Origin of the sequence: Streptomyces triticisoli, from assembly GCF_003270085.1 — a bacterium.
In the GTDB taxonomy this organism is placed as follows: domain Bacteria; phylum Actinomycetota; class Actinomycetes; order Streptomycetales; family Streptomycetaceae; genus Streptomyces; species Streptomyces triticisoli.
The window spans coordinates 1-17658 of record NZ_QFDQ01000026.1; the positions used below are offsets into that span (position 1 = coordinate 1).

At 73.0% G+C, this 17658-nt stretch carries 17 protein-coding genes and 1 pseudogene; 5 read left to right on the plus strand and 13 right to left on the minus strand.

Features of this window, described 5'->3' with window-relative positions; translation table 11 throughout:
- Nucleotides 1-260: pseudogene (locus DEP02_RS05060) on the plus strand (ribonuclease HI); the annotation flags it as partial.
- Nucleotides 261-301: 41 nt separating this feature from the next.
- Complete coding sequence (locus tag DEP02_RS05065; RefSeq protein ID WP_112466115.1) at nucleotides 302-1285, plus strand: aldo/keto reductase; 984 nt, start codon at nucleotides 302-304, stop codon at nucleotides 1283-1285.
- A 27-nt stretch (nucleotides 1286-1312) separates the two neighbouring features.
- On the opposite strand, the gene DEP02_RS05070 is transcribed toward DEP02_RS05065, so the two are convergent.
- Nucleotides 1313-1663, minus strand: coding sequence for a hypothetical protein (locus tag DEP02_RS05070; protein WP_112466116.1), 351 nt, complete (start codon nucleotides 1661-1663; stop codon nucleotides 1313-1315).
- A 183-nt stretch (nucleotides 1664-1846) separates the two neighbouring features.
- Here DEP02_RS05070 and DEP02_RS05075 point away from each other — a divergent pair, with 183 nt between their 5' ends.
- Nucleotides 1847-2338 carry a DUF6328 family protein gene (locus DEP02_RS05075; RefSeq protein ID WP_198668289.1) on the plus strand — a complete coding sequence of 164 codons (492 nt, stop codon included), beginning with the start codon at nucleotides 1847-1849 and terminating at the stop codon, nucleotides 2336-2338.
- Nucleotides 2339-2365: 27 nt separating this feature from the next.
- On the opposite strand, the gene DEP02_RS05080 is transcribed toward DEP02_RS05075, so the two are convergent.
- From DEP02_RS05080 to DEP02_RS05130, 11 genes are all read right to left on the minus strand, one after another.
- The gene (locus DEP02_RS05080; RefSeq protein ID WP_112466118.1) at nucleotides 2366-2791 is read right to left on the minus strand and encodes an SsgA family sporulation/cell division regulator; all 426 of its coding nucleotides are present in this window, start codon (nucleotides 2789-2791) and stop codon (nucleotides 2366-2368) included.
- Nucleotides 2792-2897: 106 nt separating this feature from the next.
- Entirely contained in the window at nucleotides 2898-3869 is a 972-nt protein-coding gene (locus DEP02_RS05085; protein WP_112466119.1) for an LLM class F420-dependent oxidoreductase, read from the minus strand.
- 41 nt (nucleotides 3870-3910) lie between these two features.
- Nucleotides 3911-5509, minus strand: a complete 1599-nt coding sequence (locus DEP02_RS05090) for a serine/threonine protein kinase (RefSeq protein ID WP_112466120.1) — start codon at nucleotides 5507-5509, stop codon at nucleotides 3911-3913.
- A gap of 404 nt (nucleotides 5510-5913) precedes the next feature.
- Entirely contained in the window at nucleotides 5914-6873 is a 960-nt protein-coding gene (locus tag DEP02_RS05095) for a threonine/serine dehydratase family protein (RefSeq protein ID WP_112466121.1), read from the minus strand.
- Between the two features lie 90 nt (nucleotides 6874-6963).
- Entirely contained in the window at nucleotides 6964-8001 is a 1038-nt protein-coding gene (locus DEP02_RS05100; RefSeq protein WP_112466122.1) for a polyprenyl synthetase family protein, read from the minus strand.
- Nucleotides 7998-9062 carry a tetratricopeptide repeat protein gene (locus DEP02_RS05105; RefSeq protein WP_112466123.1) on the minus strand — a complete coding sequence of 355 codons (1065 nt, stop codon included), beginning with the start codon at nucleotides 9060-9062 and terminating at the stop codon, nucleotides 7998-8000. Before DEP02_RS05105 ends, DEP02_RS05100 begins: the two co-directional genes overlap by 4 nt.
- A gap of 166 nt (nucleotides 9063-9228) precedes the next feature.
- Nucleotides 9229-9906 carry an AIM24 family protein gene (locus DEP02_RS05110; RefSeq protein WP_112466124.1) on the minus strand — a complete coding sequence of 226 codons (678 nt, stop codon included), beginning with the start codon at nucleotides 9904-9906 and terminating at the stop codon, nucleotides 9229-9231.
- Nucleotides 9907-9944: 38 nt separating this feature from the next.
- Entirely contained in the window at nucleotides 9945-11177 is a 1233-nt protein-coding gene (locus DEP02_RS05115; RefSeq protein WP_112466125.1) for a serine hydrolase domain-containing protein, read from the minus strand.
- Nucleotides 11178-11415: 238 nt separating this feature from the next.
- Nucleotides 11416-11766, minus strand: coding sequence for a UBP-type zinc finger domain-containing protein (locus tag DEP02_RS05120; protein ID WP_112466126.1), 351 nt, complete (start codon nucleotides 11764-11766; stop codon nucleotides 11416-11418).
- Nucleotides 11763-13280: an ATP-binding protein gene (locus tag DEP02_RS05125; RefSeq protein ID WP_112466127.1), complete on the minus strand. Its 1518-nt coding sequence runs from the start codon at nucleotides 13278-13280 to the stop codon at nucleotides 11763-11765. The genes DEP02_RS05120 and DEP02_RS05125 overlap by 4 nt, the downstream gene beginning before the upstream one ends.
- The gene (locus DEP02_RS05130; RefSeq protein ID WP_112466128.1) at nucleotides 13277-14953 is read right to left on the minus strand and encodes an NAD(P)/FAD-dependent oxidoreductase; all 1677 of its coding nucleotides are present in this window, start codon (nucleotides 14951-14953) and stop codon (nucleotides 13277-13279) included. Before DEP02_RS05130 ends, DEP02_RS05125 begins: the two co-directional genes overlap by 4 nt.
- 202 nt (nucleotides 14954-15155) lie before the next feature.
- Here DEP02_RS05130 and DEP02_RS05135 point away from each other — a divergent pair, with 202 nt between their 5' ends.
- The gene (locus tag DEP02_RS05135; protein WP_112466129.1) at nucleotides 15156-16028 is read left to right on the plus strand and encodes a universal stress protein; all 873 of its coding nucleotides are present in this window, start codon (nucleotides 15156-15158) and stop codon (nucleotides 16026-16028) included.
- Between the two features lie 63 nt (nucleotides 16029-16091).
- Here the strand turns inward: DEP02_RS05135 and DEP02_RS05140 are convergent, their stop codons facing one another.
- Nucleotides 16092-16859 (minus strand): MBL fold metallo-hydrolase, encoded by a 768-nt coding sequence (locus tag DEP02_RS05140; RefSeq protein ID WP_112466130.1) that lies wholly within the window; start codon nucleotides 16857-16859, stop codon nucleotides 16092-16094.
- 365 nt (nucleotides 16860-17224) lie between these two features.
- Here DEP02_RS05140 and DEP02_RS05145 point away from each other — a divergent pair, with 365 nt between their 5' ends.
- Complete coding sequence (locus DEP02_RS05145) at nucleotides 17225-17653, plus strand: hypothetical protein (protein ID WP_198668290.1); 429 nt, start codon at nucleotides 17225-17227, stop codon at nucleotides 17651-17653.
- Nucleotides 17654-17658 lie beyond the last annotated feature (5 nt).

Below are 17658 nucleotides of genomic sequence, written 5' to 3' on the forward strand. Positions count from 1 at the left end.
CGGCGGGCAGCGCCCTCGGCTCGCCCGAACCGCCGCCCTCGCCCGTCGCCCCGGCGTCCGCCTCCCCGCGCCGCCGCGCCAACGGCACCAAGGCGGCCCGGCAGCGCGGCGGCGGATCCGGATCCTCGGCGGCTCGCACGATCAAGGCGAAGTTCCCCGGCCGCTGCGCGTGCGGCCGCTCCTACGCGGCCGGCGAACCGATCGCCAGGAACGACCAGGGCTGGGGCCACCCGGAGTGCCGCACGGCCGCCGCCGGGTAGCCCGGCGGACCGACGGACGCCGCCGATGACAGACTGGCGCCATGGACGAACGTGAATTCCCCAGGTCGCACCAGCACGCGTCGGTCGTCGGGCTCGGCACCTGGCAACTGGGCGCCGACTGGGGCGACGTGGACGACAAGGAAGCCCTCTCCGTGCTGGAGGCGGCCGCCGAGTCGGGGGTGACCTTCTTCGACACCGCCGACGTCTACGGCGACGGGCGCAGCGAGTCGACCATCGCGACCTTCCTCGGCTCCCGGCCGGACCTGCACGTGCTGGTCGCCACCAAGATGGGCAGGCGCGTCGAGCAGATCCCGCAGAACTACGTCCTGGACAACTTCCGCGCCTGGAACGACCGCTCCCGGCGCAACCTCGGCGTCGACCGTATCGACCTGGTGCAGCTGCACTGCCCGCCGACGCCCGTGTACTCCAGCGACGAGGTGTTCGACGCCCTCGACACGCTCGTCGAGGAGGAGCGGATCGCCGCCTACGGCGTGAGCGTGGAGACCTGCGCCGAGGCGCTGACGGCGATCGCCCGGCCGAACGTGGCCAGTGTGCAGATCATCCTCAACCCGTTCCGCATGAAGCCGCTGCGCGAGGTGCTGCCCGCCGCGCGGGAGGCGGGCGTCGGCATCATCGCCCGGGTTCCGCTCGCCTCCGGACTGCTGTCCGGCAGGTACACCAAGGACACGGTCTTCCCCGCCAACGACCACCGCACCTTCAACCGGCACGGCGAGGCATTCGACCAGGGCGAGACCTTCTCCGGCGTCGACTACGCCACGGGCGTGGAGGCCGCCGCCGAGTTCGCCGCGCTCGCCCCCGAGGGATACACCCCGGCCCAGCTCGCGCTGCGCTGGATCATCCAGCAGCCCGGCGTCACCACCGTCATCCCGGGCGCCCGCTCGCCGGAGCAGGCACGCGCGAACACCGCCGCCGCGAAGCTGCCGCCGCTGGGCGAGGAGACCCTCGCGGCGATCCGGGACCTGTACGAGCGCCGGATCAAGGACCAGGTGGAGGCCCGCTGGTAGACGCCGTCGCCGCCGTCGGGGGCGCGCTCACGGCTCCAGGCGCAGCTGCCGCTCCTGCTCCTGGTCACCGGCCGCCGCGCCCTCGTCGTGCGCCGTGAAGGCGCGGGTCAGCGTCTCGCTCGCCTTCCGTACGGCCCGAGGGGTGCCCTGGACGGTGACGGTCACCGGCGTGGACAGCCGGCCCGTGTCCCGCGGGATGCCGGGCACGTCCCGGCCGGCGTCGGCATCGGCGGAGAAGGTGGCCGTGCGCACGGTCGCCTGCTCGTCGGCGGGGAGCTCGTCCGGCGCCCCGAAAACCCCCTCCAGGGCCCTGACGACCGTCCGGGCGTCGGCGACCTCGCCGCCGCTGAGCGTCACCGTGAGCTGCGTGCCGGACATCGGCCGGGACCTCCTCGACTGGTCTGTCTGTCGGTCTGTCTGCGTCACGGGCCTCGTGTAACCGTCGGCCGGCCGCTCAAACGGCGCGGCCGGCCGGGCAGCTTTCCCGCTCCTCGGGGAACCCGCGAAAGGACAGGGGCCGACCCGGGCTGCGGGTCGCGGGAACCGGGAGGCGGCGTGGCGGTGCCGGAACCAGCCGAGGGCAGGCGTCGAGGGCGCGACGAGACCGAGGAGGAGCGGGCCGACCGCAGGTGGGCCGAGCTCATCCAGGAGGTGCGGGTGGCCCAGACGGGCGTGCAGATCCTCTTCGGCTTCCTGCTCACGGTGGTGTTCCAGCCGAAGTACGAGCGCCTCACCCACACCGACCAGGTCATCTACGTCGTCACGGTGGTCCTGGGCGCCGCGGCGACCGGCGCGCTCATCGGCCCCGTGTCCCTGCACCGCCTCGTCTCCGGCCGCCGGGTCAAGCCCCAGGCGGTGCGCTGGGCGTCCCGGCTGACCTTCGTCGGCCTCGTCCTGCTGCTCGCCACCATGACCGCCGCGCTGCTGCTGATCCTCAGGGTGGCGACACACGACGGCTTCGTGCTCTGGCTGGTCGCGGTGGTGGTCGCCTGGTACCTCCTGTGCTGGTTCGCCCTGCCCCTGTGGACCCGCCACCGCCACACCTCCCGGTGAAGCCGGGGGCGGTCGCGCGGGATGCGTTCAGCCCCCCGCGATGACCTCCGCCAGGAAGTCGTCGACGCCGATCTCCTCCTCGCCCGGTGCCACCACGTCATGCGTCTGACGCAGGAAGGCCGCGACGGCGGGCGCCCACACGAACACCGCCGCGTGGTGCCGCCCCCCGCCGGGGCGGGCGTTGCCGTAGAACTCCATGCACAGCTCCTCCCACGGGCCGCTCGACACGGGGCGGAAGCGGACGTCGCCGATGCCCACCGGCCCTTCCAGGCCGTCGCCGAGCATCTCCCGGTCCAGCTTCCACCGGGCGAGCACCCGCCCGTCATGGCTGAAGACGGCGGTGACGGCGAACGGGTCGTCGGCGTCGTAACTCAGGTGCGCCAGCACGGGGAAACGCTCCGTGCCGTTCGACTGCAACTGCACCACCAGACTCTTGCGCGCGAAGGAGTTCACGGGATGGGCCCTCCGAGGACATCAGGACGTAGAGCCCTCTAGTACCCGGGAAACGCGCAAGATGCTCAGGCGTCCGGGTGAATCCGCACGCGGCCGGCCGCACCGGTCAGGCGAAGGCCTCGCGCAGCGCGGGCAGCAGCGTCTTCGCCGACCAGTCGAGGAACGGCTCCTGCGACGCGCCGCCGATCTGCACCAGCGCGACCTCCGTGAACCCGGCTTCGGTGTAGGGGCGTACGGCCTCCACGAAGGCCTCCGGGTCGTCGCCGCACGGAATCGCCCCGGCCACGTCGTCGGGGGTGACGAACTGCGTGGCCGCATCGAACGCGTCCGGGTGCGGCAGCTCGGAGTTCACCTTCCAGCCGCTGCCGAACCAGCGGAACTGCGCGTGCGCCCGCTCGACCGCCGCGTCGCGGTCGGAGTCGTGGCAGACCGGCAGCTGGCCCACGCGCGGCTTGCCCTCACCGCCGTGCCGGTCGAAGGCCTCCAGCAGCCCCGCCTCGGGCTCGGTGGCGATCACCAGGTCGGCGAGGTGGCCGGCGAGCTTGCAGGACTGCTCACCGGAGACGGCGATACCGATGGGCGGCGGCTGGTCCGGCAGGTCCCACAGCCGGGCCGAATCCACGTCGAAGTGCGCGCCGTGCCGGGTGACATGACCGCCCTGGAACAGCGCCCGGATGATTCCGACGGCCTCCTCGAGCCGTTCGTGGCGTACGTCGACGGACGGCCATCCGCCGCCCACGACATGCTCGTTGAGGTTCTCGCCGGAGCCCAGCCCCAGCCGGAACCTGCCCTGTGACAGCAGCTGCAGCGTCGCCGCCTTCTGTGCCACGACCGCCGGGTGGTAGCGGAAGGCCGGGCAGGTCACGTACGTCATCAGCGGAATGCGCGAGGTCGCGTGGGCGGCGGCCCCGAGGACGCTCCAGGCGTACGGCGCGTGCCCCTGCGAGCGCAGCCACGGGAAGTAGTGGTCGGAGGTCACCGAGAAGTCGAAGCCGACCTCCTCGGCCCGCACCACGTGGCCGACCAGCTCCCGGGGACCGGCCTGCTCGGTCATCATCGTGTATCCGATTCGCACCATGGGCGCCGAGTCCCCGGGCACGACGACCCGGAAACGGGCGATCAGCCCGGGCCCGGCCGGAAGGTCTGCAGGAAGACCTTCAGCGCCTGCTTGTTCACCGGCGTGGCGAAGTCACCGGCGGGGGTCGTCCAGCGCAGCGAGAAGCTGCGCCGGCCGCCGAGGAGGAAGCCGCGGCCGAAGGTGCGCACCTGCCCGCTCCCGGTTCCGGACAACCACTCCATGTCGGCCGCCTCGCGCCCCTGGTACGTCGTCGCGCGGATGTCGCCGATCCGCCGGTACGCCTCCTGCCGCTCCAGCGACGGCTCGACGTCGTCCCGCCAGACCACGACCGGGTCCGGGCCGGCCTGCGTGCTGTAGGTGACCGCGAGGGTGCGCGTGTCCCCGTCGGCGCCGAAGACCACCCGGTACGCCAGGTCGGAGACGCGGGTGGTGTTCACCCGGTCCCATCCCTCGGGCAGGGCGAGGGAGAAGCCCTCCGGCGCGTTGACGACGCGGAAGCCGGCCGGCAGGCCGGTCGCCGTGGCCGAGGGGGAGGCACCGGGCGCGGCGGACGGCGGCACAGTGCCGTCGCCGGTCCGGCCGCCGGTCCCGGTGGGGGAGGGGACGGGCGGCCCGGTGGTGCCGGAAGCGGAGGCGGGGCCGGAGGTGCCGGTGCCCGGCAGCAGGTGGCCGGCGGTCAGGACGGCGACCGTGACGGTGACGACGGCCAGTGTGGTGCCCAGGACCATGGTCCGTCTGCTCCAGGCCCGGCCCGCCGCGCAGGCCGCCGCGTACACACCGCGCAGACGGGGCCGGGGGACCGCGCGCGTGACCGTGTCGGGGTCCTCGCTCATGATCCGGGTGAGTGCCTCCCGGACCACCGGACGGGTCAGGCGGTCCTGGGAGTTCTTGCGCAGCAGGCCCCGCACGGCCTGGCCGAGCGGCCCGGCCCGCAGCGGCGCGCGCAGCGGCAGCCGGACCACGCTCTGCAGCGTGGCCTCGGGCCGGCCCCGGTCGCGGAACGGCGGGCGCCCCTCGGTCATCGTGTAGAGCAGCGCGCCGAGCGCCCACAGGTCGGCCGCCGGCCCGATCCGCTCGTCGCGGGCCTGCTCCGGGGAGGCGTACGAGGGCGCGGTGATCCGGGGGACCAGGGTCGCGCCCGCGAGGCCGAAGCCGGTCACCACGACTCCGCCCCGGTCCCGCACGAAGACCTGGCCGGGGCCGAGTTCGCCGTGCGTGATGCCCTCGGCGTGCGCGGCCTCCAGCACGTCGAGCAGTTCCAGTCCGATCCGGGCCGCCCGTACGTAGTTGAACGTCCCTTTTCGGGCGAGGAGTTCGCCCAGGGGGGTGCCGTCGATCCACTCGGTGACCGTCCACAGCGTCCCCGCCTCCACCACGGCGTCGACCACCGTGGCGATCCGGCCAGGCCGCAGCAGCCCCATGGCCTCGGACATCCGCGTGACGCGGGCGGTGATGAGCCGGGCGTCGTCCTGGCCGGTGCCCGCCGGGAGTCCGGTCTGCGTCAGCAGGCGGGGGCGCTCCGCCCCGACGTCCTCGCCGTACCAGCAGACGTGGTTCGTCTCGCGGTGGACGGCCTCGAGGAGCCGGTACCGTCCGGCGACCAGCTCGTGTGCGGACGCGTGCCCCTGGACCATGGCCATCCCTCGTCGAACCCCTGGTGCTCACCTTTCCCGGGGGATACGACGGAGAAGACCGGATGTGTTCAAAGGGACCGCGGTCCGGCACTGTTCCCGCTCTTTATTCAGCCATTGCCGAGCACGTGTGCGATGAAATCCGTTCAGCTGCCATGTCCGACGGTGTGCGCAGCACCGGACGCGGCCGGAGGTGCGTCGATGTGCTGCTCGGGCGGGGACGGACGTGACCGAAAGCGTACCGAGGGGTTCTGTGGAGTTCCGTACGCCTTCGCGGGGCGCCCGCGCAATTCCCGCGGAGCAATCCTCCGGTCGAATGCGCGGGCGCCGACCTGTGGTGACCACCGGTAAACCCGCCCGGCGGCCGAATTCGATCGCCTGTTGCTTTCTGAGCGAGTCCGGTGTGCGCCGCCTCAGCGCAGTGCGAACCGGTCCGCCCAGGACATGACGTCGGCGGGCGTCGTGTTGCCCCCGCACACCACCAGCCCGAGCCGGACGTCCGGACCGACCCGCTCCCGTACGCGCCGGGCGGCCGGCAGCAGACAGCCCGCGGCGGGCTCGGCCCACACCTTGGCGTGCTCGGCGAGGTCGAGGCAGCCGCGCACGGCCTCGCGGTCGGGCACCACGAGCACCTCCTCGACCTGGGCGGAGACATGGTCGTACGTCAGCCGGGACACGGTCGGAGCGCTGAGCGTGGTCACGATCGAGGACAGGGCCACGGGCACCGGACCGCCGGCCGCCAGCGCCTCCGACATGGCCTGGGCGCCCTCGGTCTCCACGCCCCAGACCCGTACCCCGGGCCGCAGTGCGCGCAGGGCCGCGGCGACACCCGCGATCAGCCCGCCGCCCCCGATGCTGACGAGCACGTCGGTGAGGTCACCGGCGTCCTGGGCCAGTTCCAGCCCGACGGTGCCCTGCCCGGCGACCACCACGGGGTCGTCGAAGGGGTGGACCAGGGTCAGGCCCTCGTCCCGCAGCCGCCCCGCCGTGGCGAACGCCTCGTCCATGCCGTCGGTCAGCCGCACCGAGGCCCCGGCCTCCTCCGCGATCGCGACGGACCGCGCGGGCGCGGAGCGCGGCATGACCACCGTGGCCTTCACCTGGAGGGCGGCGGCCATCACCGCGAGGGCGATCCCGTGGTTCCCGCCGCTGACCGCGACGACCCCCGCGTCCCGCTCCGCCTCCTTGAGCGACAGCAGCTTCGCCGTCGCCCCCCGCGCCTTGAAGGACCCGGTCCGCTGCAGCAGCTCCAGCTTCGCGGTCACGGGGACACCGAGCAGCGCGGACAGTCCGGGACTCGCCACGGTCGGAGTCCGCACGACATGCCCGCCGATCCGCTCGCCCGCGGCTTCGATCTCCGATATACCGATCAAGACAGTCCACCCTTCCGGCGCGTGGGACGACGGTCCGCGCCGCGTAGACCCTCACCCGGTGGGGCGGCTCGGGTCAACACCCGGCGGAGTTCAGAGGGTGCGGTCGAGGAGGAAGTCCGGCAGGGCCTGGAGCCGGGCCGCGGCCGCCGGCCGCAGGGGTGCCCCGGAGAGTGCCGCCCCGGCGGCGGTGATGTGGCGGCGGGCCTCGGCCAGGGCCGCCGTGCGGCCGCCCGCCGCTTCGACCAGGGCCGCGGTTTCGGCGGGGGCGTCGTCCGATGCCAGCCGTGCGGCCAGGTGCCGGGCCGCCGGACCCGCTGTGTCCAGGGCTGCCAGGACCGGGAACGTCTTCTTGCGCTCCCGTAGGTCCGCGTGGACGGGCTTGCCCGTCACGGCCGGGTCGCCCCACAGGCCCAGGACGTCGTCCACGATCTGGAAGGCGATCCCGAGGTGCCGTCCGGCCCGGTCCAGCGCGTCGGCCGTCGCCGGGGGCGCCCCGCCGAGGACGGCGCCGAGCGCGGCGGCGCAGCCCAGCAGCGCGCCCGTCTTCCCCTCCGCCATCGCCCGGTACGCCTCCGGCCGCACCCGTTCGGGTCCCGTCCAGGGCCGCGCGGCGAACAGCAGGTCGTCCGCCTGTCCGTGCAGCAGGTCGACGAGCGCCGTGGACAGCCGGGGCAGTGCCCCCGCGCCGCCGGGGGTCGCGGCGAGCGTCTCGACGGCCAGTGCGAACAGGGCGTCGCCGGCCAGGACGGCCGGGCCGGTGCCGTACGCCTTCCACACCGCAGGCCGGCCGCGCCGGGTCTCGTCGCCGTCCATGATGTCGTCGTGCAGCAGGGAGAAGGTGTGCACCAGCTCCACGGCGACCGCCGCGGCCACCCCCTCCCGTCCGTCGGCCCCGGCCGCCTCCGCCCCGAGCACCGCCAGCGCCTGCCGCAGTCCCTTGCCGCCCGGCGCGATCACCGGAGCCCCGCCGACCTCGCACCATCCGAACGCGTACCCGGCCATCTCCCCGACCCACGGATGCAGCCGTCCGACCGCCTCGACGAGCGCGGGCTGCACCAACTCCCGGCAGCGTTCCAGTACTTCGGACACACCCACCGCAGCAGGCCCCACCGAGGGCACCACCGTCATCGCACGGCCTCCTGGGCTGCCGAGGCCTGACCGGCCCGAGCGAGGCCGAACTCCTCCTGCGCCCGGCGCACCATCTCCTCCGCGTGCCGCAGGCCGATACGGGCCATCGTGCTGGCCAGGGCGGCCAGTTCGGCCGCCGTCTCCGTGCGGTCGCGGCCCAGGTGGGCCAGGGACTTGGCCAGACCCAGACGGGACAGCGCCTCGCCGCGCGGTTCGGTGATGGCCTGGAATTCCGCGAGCGCCTGCTCGTACCACTGTCGCGCCTCGGCGTAACGCCCCGCGCGATAGAGGACGTTGCCGCGCATCTTGTGGTTGTACGCCAGCGCACTGGTCAGGTCCATCGCGCGGCAGGTCTCCTCCGCCTCGCCGAGCAGCGCGAGCGCCCGCTCGGTGTCACCGTCGCGGGCGGACACCACGTCGGCGAGCCCGCGCAGCGCCCAGGCGTGGCCGCGCCGGTCGTCGGCGCGCGCGGCTATGTGGGCCGCCTCCTCGAACAACGCGTACGCGGTGTCGTGCGACCCGGTGTTGCGGTGCATCTGCGCGATGCCCTCCAGCGCCCACACCGTGTGCCGCGCCTCGCCGCGCCGCCGCGCCTCGGCGAGCAGTTGCTCGTGCAGCCGGCCGACAGCCTCGTAGTCGCCCTGGATGCGGCCGGTCTCCGCGAGTCCGGCCAGCGAGTAGCCGCGGACGACGACGTCCCCGCCGCGCTCGCCGAGTTCCGCCGCGAGCCCGAGCAGTCGCCAGGCCAGTGCGAACGCCCCGCGCTGCCGGGCCAGCGTGCCGCCGCTCCACAGCGCCCAGGCCATCGCGGCCGTGTCCCCGGCCTCCCGGGCGGCCCGGTAGCTGGCCTTCCAGGCCAGGTCCGCCTCCCTGGTCTGCCCGAGCCGCCGGTGTGCCTCCGCGATCGCCAGCCCGGAACGTGCCGCCTCGCCCGGTTGTCCGGCCCGTTCCGCGGCGGCCAGTTGCTCTCTCCCGGCGGCCAGGACCTCGGTCAGCGAGGAGTTCACGGACAGGGAGGTGAGGGCGCCCTGGTACTCCGGGGCGAATGCCTTGCCGTACATGTGCACCTTTCTATACGCTGTGCGTATACACAATGTGTATAGTGCGTCGGAAACCACCCTCGGCCCACACGGACCAGAGTGGTCGGCTGTCGCCGTTCAAGACGCGGGCACGCGCGGCGGGGTTGCCCGTGCGACGCAGATCACCTTCTGCGAACGCCCGCCTTCCTCAGTGCTGTTGGGGTTTGTGCGCCTTCGCCTCGCTCGGCCGGACGACGACGTATCCCTCGCCCCGCAGCATCAGCTGCACCACCTCGCCGGATCCGCCGCGCAGCATCGAGCCGATCGACTGCGAGCGGTGCAGTGACGGCTGCAGCCGGGCGGTCCAGCCGACCACCGCGTCCGTGTCGACGTACACCGGCTGCTCCGGCGTGACCGGTATGACCAGCGGGCTGCCCTCGCACACCAGGCCCAGGAGGCCCTGCCCGGTGAACACGCTGTTGAACAGCCCGCCGCCGACGACCCCCGACCCCTTGACCGTCGTGATCCGGTACGACAGCGTCGCGTCGAAACACAGGACGTTGCGGCCGTTGACGGTGAACTCGTCACCGGGCTCGACCTCGACGATGAAACAGTTCTGCGCCTCCTGCGCGAACCAGGCCTCGCCCCGCCCGTGCACCGCCATCAGCGGCAGCCCCTCCCCGGTGACCGCACGCTTGAGCATGCCGCCCACGCCCTGGCCCTTGCGCTCGAACCGCAGGTCGCCGCGGAAGGCCACCATCGAGCCCTGACGGGCGAACATCTCGCCGTCCACCGTGTACCTGAGGCACTTGGCGTTCTCGACCGACATGCCCGGCGCGATCGCGGGCCGCACCACGTGCTCACTGGAAAAGAGATCACCCTTCATGCGGGCATCCTGACGCGAAGGAGCCGGTTCCGCCAGGCTCACTGAGCGAGGTCGTCCTCCTCGGCCGGGTACGGGAGCACGGTCGTGCCGCGTTCCTTCGCCTGCTTGCCGCAGAACGCCGCCTCCAGCGTGCGCAGCATCGTCAGGTGCACCCTGCCGTTGTTGGAGGCGTTGGCGAGCGCGGTGAGGCTGCGCCGGCCGTCCTTGCTGGTGAACGCGTAGGTGTAGTAGCCCTGCACGGCACCCGTGTGCCCGTACACCGACACCCCGCACGACAGGTCGCGGCGGCGCAGCCCGAGCCCGTACGCCTGGCCGGTGCCCGCCGGGATCCACCGCTGCATCTGCGCCAGTTGGGCGGTGGGCAGCAGCCGTCCGCCCAGCAGCGCCGAGAGGAAGGTGTTCAGGTCGCGCGTGCTGGAGATGAGCGCGCCCGCGCTCTGCGCCCAGGACACCGTCTGCTCGGTGGCGTCCACCAGCGGGGCCCCCGCCTCGTCCGGGGTGAGGTAGCCGCGCGCGTGCCGGCCGGGAATCCTCGTGCCGGGGTGGGCGTAGAGGGTGTCGGTCAGCTTCAGCGGCTTGGTGATCCGGTTCTCGTACGCGGTACGCACCGGGTGGCCGGTCAGCTTCTCGATGAGCAGGCCGGCCACCACGTAGTTGGTGTTGGAGTAGGCGTAGCCGGCGCCGGGCGCCTGGGTGCGCGGGTGCCGCAGCGACAGGTCGAGCAGTTGGCGGTAGGTGAACACCTTGGTGCGTACGGCCTCGAAGCCGGGCACCGTCCGGGCGAACATGTCGTGGCTGTAGTCGTACAGGCCGCTGCTGTGGCTGAGCACGTGCCGCACCGTGATCCGGTCGTCGGGCAGCAGCCCCGGCAGGTAGTGGTCGACCGGGTTGTCGAGTTTCACGCGGCCCTCGGCCGCCAGTTGCAGCAGCACGACCGCGGAGAAGGTCTTGGTGACGCTGCCGATGCGGAACCGGTCGGCGGTGTTCATCGCCTCCTTCGTCCCGCGGTCGGCGACCCCCTCCATGGCCTTGTGGACCGTGGCGTGGTCGTCGTAGGAGAGGCGGTGGTCGTCGATGCGTGCCATCGCGCCCGGCGCGCCCTGGGCGAGTGCCGTGCGCAGCTGACCGCCGAGCGCCGCCGTGTCCGGCGCGGGGAGGGCGGCGGACGCCCCGGCGTCCGGTCGGCTGTCCGCCGCGTGCGCCGGCCCCGCCAGCAGGGTCAGCGCCAGCGAACCGAGCACCGCGCTCCGGCACACCGTTCGTGAGGTCATGGGCTCCCTTCCCGTCTCCGTCCGCGCGGTGGTCCGCGCGGGATCGGCCGCATTCGGGAGGGGCAAGCATCTCCCAGCGCGTCAGATCTCCAACGGCGACACACAGTTGGTCACTCGCCGATCACTGAGTGGGGTGGGTGGGCGGAGGGGTGCCCCGATGCATGCGAGTGTCAGGTGCATGCCAAGAATGGCCGGATCTGCACCACTCGGGCTCCGGCTCAAGAGCGGGCAGGACGGCTCAGCGCAGCATGTCCGCCCAGTTCGCGGGGACACGGCCCGCCGGGCCGGGCACCGGCTGGTCCGCCGGGTGGCTCACCGGGGGTGCGAGTTCGGGGCCGGTCTCGTACAACTCGTTCGCGTCGTAGTTCCAGAACCAGCCCTCGCCCGGCTCGTAGCTGCGGATCACCGGGTGTCCGGTGGCCCGGTGGTGGGCGGTGGCGTGCTTGCCGGGGGAGTCGTCGCAGCAGCCGATGTGCCCGCACTGCGCGCAGCGCCGCAGGTGGAGCCACCAGCCGCCGGCTGTGTCGCACTCGACACAGCCGGTGCCGCTCGGCGGGACGCGGGGGTCGATTCCGGTGTCGCTGGTCATGCCGGCTCCTGGGATGTCGTACGATCCTCGGACGCGAGCGGTGGGCCGCCGGGCGCGGCGGAGGCGAGCGCGGTGCCGTCGGGTTCGACGGCGGTCAGGGGCAGCAGCACCCGGAAACGGGTGTCGCCCGGCACCGACTCCACGTCGAGGTTGCCGTGGTGCTTGTTGACGATGATCCGCCGGGAGATGTCCAGTCCCAGACCGGTGCCCCGGCCGACCGGCTTGGTGGTGAAGAACGGGTCGAAGATGCGGTCACGGATCTCCGGCGGGACGCCCGGCCCGGTGTCGCGGAACTCCACCAGGAGCCGGTCGTGGTGGAGCGCGGTGCGCACGGTCAGCGTGCCGTCGCCGCCCGCGCCGTCCATCGCGCAGACCGCGTTGTCGATCAAGTTGGTCCACACCTGGTTCAGTTCGGCCGGGTAGGCGGGGATCCGCGGCAGCGTACGGTCGTACTCCTTGACGACCCTGATGCGCGGCCCGATCTTGCCCGACAGCATCAGCAGCGTGCTGTCGAGGAGTTCGTGCACGTCGGCGACCTGATAGGGGGCGCGGTCCAGCTGGGAGTACTGCTTGGCGGCGTCCACCAGCCGGGACACGCGGGTGGTGGAGTCCGCGATCTCGTCCATGAGCAGCTCGGTCTCCACCGTGTAGTTGAGCCAGCCCACGGCGCCCGGCAGGATCTCCTCCTCGACGGCCGCCGCGACCTGTTCCAGCCAGTCCACGTCGAGTCCGGCCTGCACGAAGGTCGGCGCGAGCTGCCAGCCCTGCTCGATGCCGTGGTCCTGAAGCCAGTCGGTGAGGGCGTCCTCGCGGTCGGCCGCCTCCAGCGGGGTGAGCACCGGTGCCTTGGCGACCCGCTCGGCGGTACGCTGCTGGATGTCGATGAGACTCGCCAACTGGTCCCGGGAGAAGGGACCTTCGGCGATGAGGGCAAGCTTGTGGCGCATCCGGGCCACCCGCTCCCGCAGCGTCGCGGTGGCCCGGACGGCCGCCGCCGCGGGGTTGTTGAGCTCATGGGTGAGCCCGGCGGACAGTGAGCCCAGCGCCAGCAGCCGCTCGCGCTGTCCGACGGCCGCCTGGGTGCTCTTCGACCCGAAGAACAGCCCCTCCAGCAGGTGAACCGCCATGGGGAACCACTCGCGCATGATGTCCGCGAACGTCCCGGCGGGCAGCACGAAGAACCGCGTCGGCTCCGTGACCCGCATCGAGTTGTTGTAGACCTGCCGCAGCCGGTCCCCGAGGTACGCCTGCATGGCGCCCGCGTACACCCCGGGCTGCGAGGTCCGGGTGACCTCCACGTCCTCGCCGCCGACCCGGCGGGAGAGCACCACAGTGCCCTCGACCATCACGTAGAAGCAGTCGGCCGGCTCGCCCTCGGTGTAGACCGGGCCGGGGTCGAACCGCTCTACCCGCCCCTCACGGCACAGCCGGCCCAGCTGTTCGCCCGACAGCTTCTCGAACAGGAACAGCGAGCCGATCTCCCTCGGGCTGCACGGCACCGGCCGGCCGCTCACGACTGCTCCAGGTACCGGTGGACGAGCATCACGGCCATGGCTCCCTCTCCTACGGCGGACGCGACCCGCTTGGCGGACTGAGCACGCACGTCACCCGCGACGAACACGCCGGGCACATTGGTCTCCAGGTGGTACGGCGGCCGGTCCAGCTCCCAGCCGGCGGGCGGCCGTCCGTCGGGCGTCAGGTCGGGCCCGGCCAGGATGAACCCGCGCCCGTCCCGCAGCACCGTGCCGTCCAGCCAGTCGGTCAGCGGGGCCGCGCCGATGAATACGAACATCCACTGCGTGTCGACGAGTTCACTCCGCCCGCTCGCCGTGTCGCGCAGGGTCAGCCGCTCCAGGTGGCCGGAGCCGTGCGCGGCCTCCACCACGGTGCCCGTGCGCACCGCGATGTTGGGCGCCTCCTCGATCTGCTGGATCAGGTAGTACGACATCGACGCCGCCAGCGACGGCCCGCGCACCAGCAGGGTCACCGACTTGGCGCCCCGGGCCAGGTACATCGCCGCCTGCCCCGCCGAGTTGGCACCGCCCACGATGTAGACGTCCTGCCCCTGGCAGGAGGGCGCCTCGGTCAGCGCCGAGCCGTAGAACACCCCGCAGCCGGTCAGGTCCCGCGCGCCGGCCGCGGGCAGCTGCCGGTAGGACACGCCGGTCGCCAGGATCACGCTGTGCGCGGCGACCGCGGTGCCGTCCGAGAACCGTACGGTCCGCGCCGCGCCGCCCACCTCCAGGCCCGTCACCTCGCGCGTGGTGAGGATCTCGGCGCCGAACCTCGCCGCCTGCCGTCGGGCCCGGTCGGTGAGCTGGGCGCCGGAGACGCCGTCCGGGAAGCCCAGGTAGTTCTCGATCCGGGAGCTCTGCCCGGCCTGCCCGCCGGTCGCCGAGCGCTCCACCAGCACCGTCCGCAGCCCCTCCGAGGCCCCGTACACGGCCGCGCCGAGCCCGGCCGGGCCGCCGCCGACCACGACGAGGTCGTAGAAGTCGGCCGCCGGTGTCGTCGCCAGCCCTACCCGGGCCGCGAGCTCGGTCGCCTCCGGCTCCAGCAGGGGCGTGCCGTCCGGGGTGACCACCAGCGGCAGCCGCTGCCCGTCCTGCCCGGCGGCGGCCAGCAGCCGCCTGCCCTCGGGCTCGTCGCAGGAGTACCAGCGGTAGGGCACCTGGTTGCGGGCCAGGAACTCCCGTACCGCCGACGACCGCGCGGACCAGCGGTGCCCGACCACCTTGGTGCTGGGCACCGGCCGGTGGTCGCTGCTCCGCCAGGCCTGCAGCAGGTCGTCCAGGACCGGATAGAGCTTCTCCTCGGGCGGATCCCAGGGCTTGAGGAGGTAGTGGTCCAGGTCGACGACGTTGATCGCGTCGATCGCCGCATTGGTGTCCGCGTACGCGGTCAGCAGCACCCGCCGCGCGCCCGGGTACACGTCCAGGGCCTGTTCGAGGAACTCGATGCCGTTCATCCGCGGCATCCGGAAGTCGGCCAGGAGGACGGCGACCAGGTCGCCGCGCAGCTTCAGCTCGCGCAGCGCCTCCAGGGCGGACTCGCCGGACTCCGCGCGCACGATCCGGTACGAGGCGCCGTAGCGCCGCCGGAGGTCCCGGGCGACGGCGCGGGAGACCCCCGGGTCGTCGTCCACGGTCATGATGACGGTCCGCGTCGGCTCCACGGCCTGTGCCATGTTCTGCCATCCCGCGTGGTGGTCGGATCGGCGGCCCGGTGCGCCTCTGCCGCCACCGCGCCGGTTCCCGCCCATCGTATGTTCGATCGTCCCGATGTGCTCGGGTATGCGGCTGGGCGGCTGTCCCGCCCGGCCGCTTCCGTGATCACCCGGTGGGGGAGACTGGACCGAGGACGGCTCACTACACAGGGAGGCAGACGGCATGACGCGGCCGATCACGGCAGGGGTGGACGGATCGGAGGAGAGCCTCGCCGCGCTGGCGTGGGCGGGACGGGAGGCCGAGCGCCGCGGGCTGCCGCTGCGCCTGGTGCACGCCTGGCGCTTCGAGGCGCACGACGCCTTCGACGCGGGCGACCGGGACACCCAGCGGCAGTGGGTGCGCGACGGCCTCGCCGAGGCCGCCCGGACGGTCACCGAACGCCACCCGGACCTGACGGTGACCACCGACGTCGTGGAGGACGGCGCCGTGGACGGGCTCCTCGCCGCCGCGGCGCAGTCGGAGATGCTGGTGCTCGGTTCACGCGGCCAGGGTGCCCTCGTCGGGTTCCTGGTCGGTTCCGTCGGACAGCAGGTGATCATCGAGGCCGTACGGCCCGTCGTGCTGGTGCGCGCCGGGGACGAGCCTGCCGCCGAGGCCGCGGGCCGGGAGATCGTCGTCGGCCAGCACGGAGCCTCGCAGGACAGCGCCGGCGCCCTGCGGTTCGCGTTCGAGACCGCCGCCGCCCGCGGCGCCACCGTCCGCGCCGTACGGGCCTGGACGCTGCCGCCGGTGTTCGCCTACAGCCCCGGCTCGCTCAAGCTGCTCGACGAGGCCGGCGGGCTGGAGCCGTACGAGCGCAAGGCACTGGCCGCTGCGCTCCAGCCGTGGCGCGAGCGCTTCCCGGACGTCCCCGTCGTCGAACACGTGGAGATGGGCAGCGCCGGCCAGGTGCTGCTGGCGGCGGCCGAGCGGCCCCAGCTGATGGTCGTGGGCCGGCGCGCCCACCGCACGGCGGTGGGCGCGCGGATCGGCTCCGTCGCGCACGGGATGCTGCACCACGCAGGCTGCCCGGTGGCCGTCGTCCCGCACACCTGAGTCACCGCGGCGCCGGGGGTTCCGGCGTCCGGGTGTGGGGAACCGCGTGAACAGCCCCGCGGGTCAAGGCGGCTGGAGCGGGCCCTGGCGCGCGCGTTCCCGGGCCCGGCGCGCGGCCTGCTTCAGCGGGCCGCGGTGCGCGGGGCCGTGTCCGGGCAGCGTCACGTCCGCGTCGAGCTGTTCGAGCACGTCCAGCGAGGCCAGCGCCTGGGCGCGTTCGTGGTGGAACATGTCGGGCAGCAGCTGCGGGCCCCGGATGCGCGAGGTGGGGTGGCCGCTGACCAGGGCGTCGCCGGAGACCACCACGCCGGTGTCCGGGAGGTGGAAGACGGTGTGGCCCCGCGTGTGGCCGGGCGTGTGCACGGGCACGGGCCGCCCGGGCAGGTCCAGCGGGCCCGCCACCGGGAACGGCTCGGGCGCGGCGACCGGGATGTGCGCGGTGCCGCCGGCGCGGAGCGCGTGCACCGCCCAGGGCAGCACGCCCGGCCGCCAGCCGTTGCGCAGCACCCGCCCGACGCCGACCTGGTGCAGGAACTCCCGCCGCGCGTGCGGCACTTCGGCCTCGTGCAGACGTACCGGGGTGCCGTAGGTGGCGCGCAGGTACTCGGCCGAGCCCAGATGGTCGTTGTGCGCGTGGGTGATCAGCACGGCCACCACCGCCTCGGGTGTACTGCCCACCGCGGTCAGTGAGTCGAGCAGCCGCTGCCGGTCGCCGGGGTAGCCGGTGTCGATCAGTGTGGCCGCGTCGCCCTCGGTGAGGATCACCCAGTTGGTGTTGCTGCCGTGCACCAGGTAGGTGCCGTCGGCGATCTGCTGAACGTCCACGCGCATCGATCTCCTCGCATCCCGGTGGCGGCCCTGCAGGGACAGCCAACCAGACGGGTCCGGGTTCGGGGCACGTCCCACGCCCCGGCAGCTCCGCATCGGCTGGAAAGCCAGGGCTGCGCTGCTTGTGAGTGAGTTCACCGAGATGTGACTGGATTGATCGGTAATGCAAGTTTTAACCTCTTTGGAGGCATGTGATCCTCATAGGCGATTTCCGCAGCGCGGCGGACGGTCGCGAAGCAGGAGCGGGTCAAGCGGTGATCCGACGGACAACCGCCGTTCCGGGCAGAGACTTCAGGGCGCATGAGGAAGATGCGGTGCCCTTCGGCGCCGCATCACCGAAGGGCATCTCGAGCCCGGAAGGTGGACAAGTGAGCGAAGACGCCGTGTGGGTCCGGGGCGTGACCGGCATCCAACTGCACCACGTCACCGATCTCCAGGATGCCCGGCGATTCCTGGGCAACGCCGTCATGGCACTGAACGCCGCCCATGTGAGAACGGGCGACGCCAGGTTCTCCGCTCTCGCGGACCAACTCAAAGCCATGGTTGCCGCAGCGCGCGATCTGGAGGGCGAGGCCCAGGAGCGCATGCACCAGCTGCACTCGACGGATCCCGAGCGGTTCGTGCGCTGCAGGGAGGGCGAGGAGCCCTGGCCGGACGAGCTCCAGGCGGGCTTCGTTCCGCGCCACACCTGTCAGGACAAGTGCCTCTACCACGATCATGGGGTGCTGGACGGAATCCTGCAGTGCACCTGCGGCCGACCCCCGTGCCGCGCGTGTGCGATAGCGGGCGCGTCCTGACACGT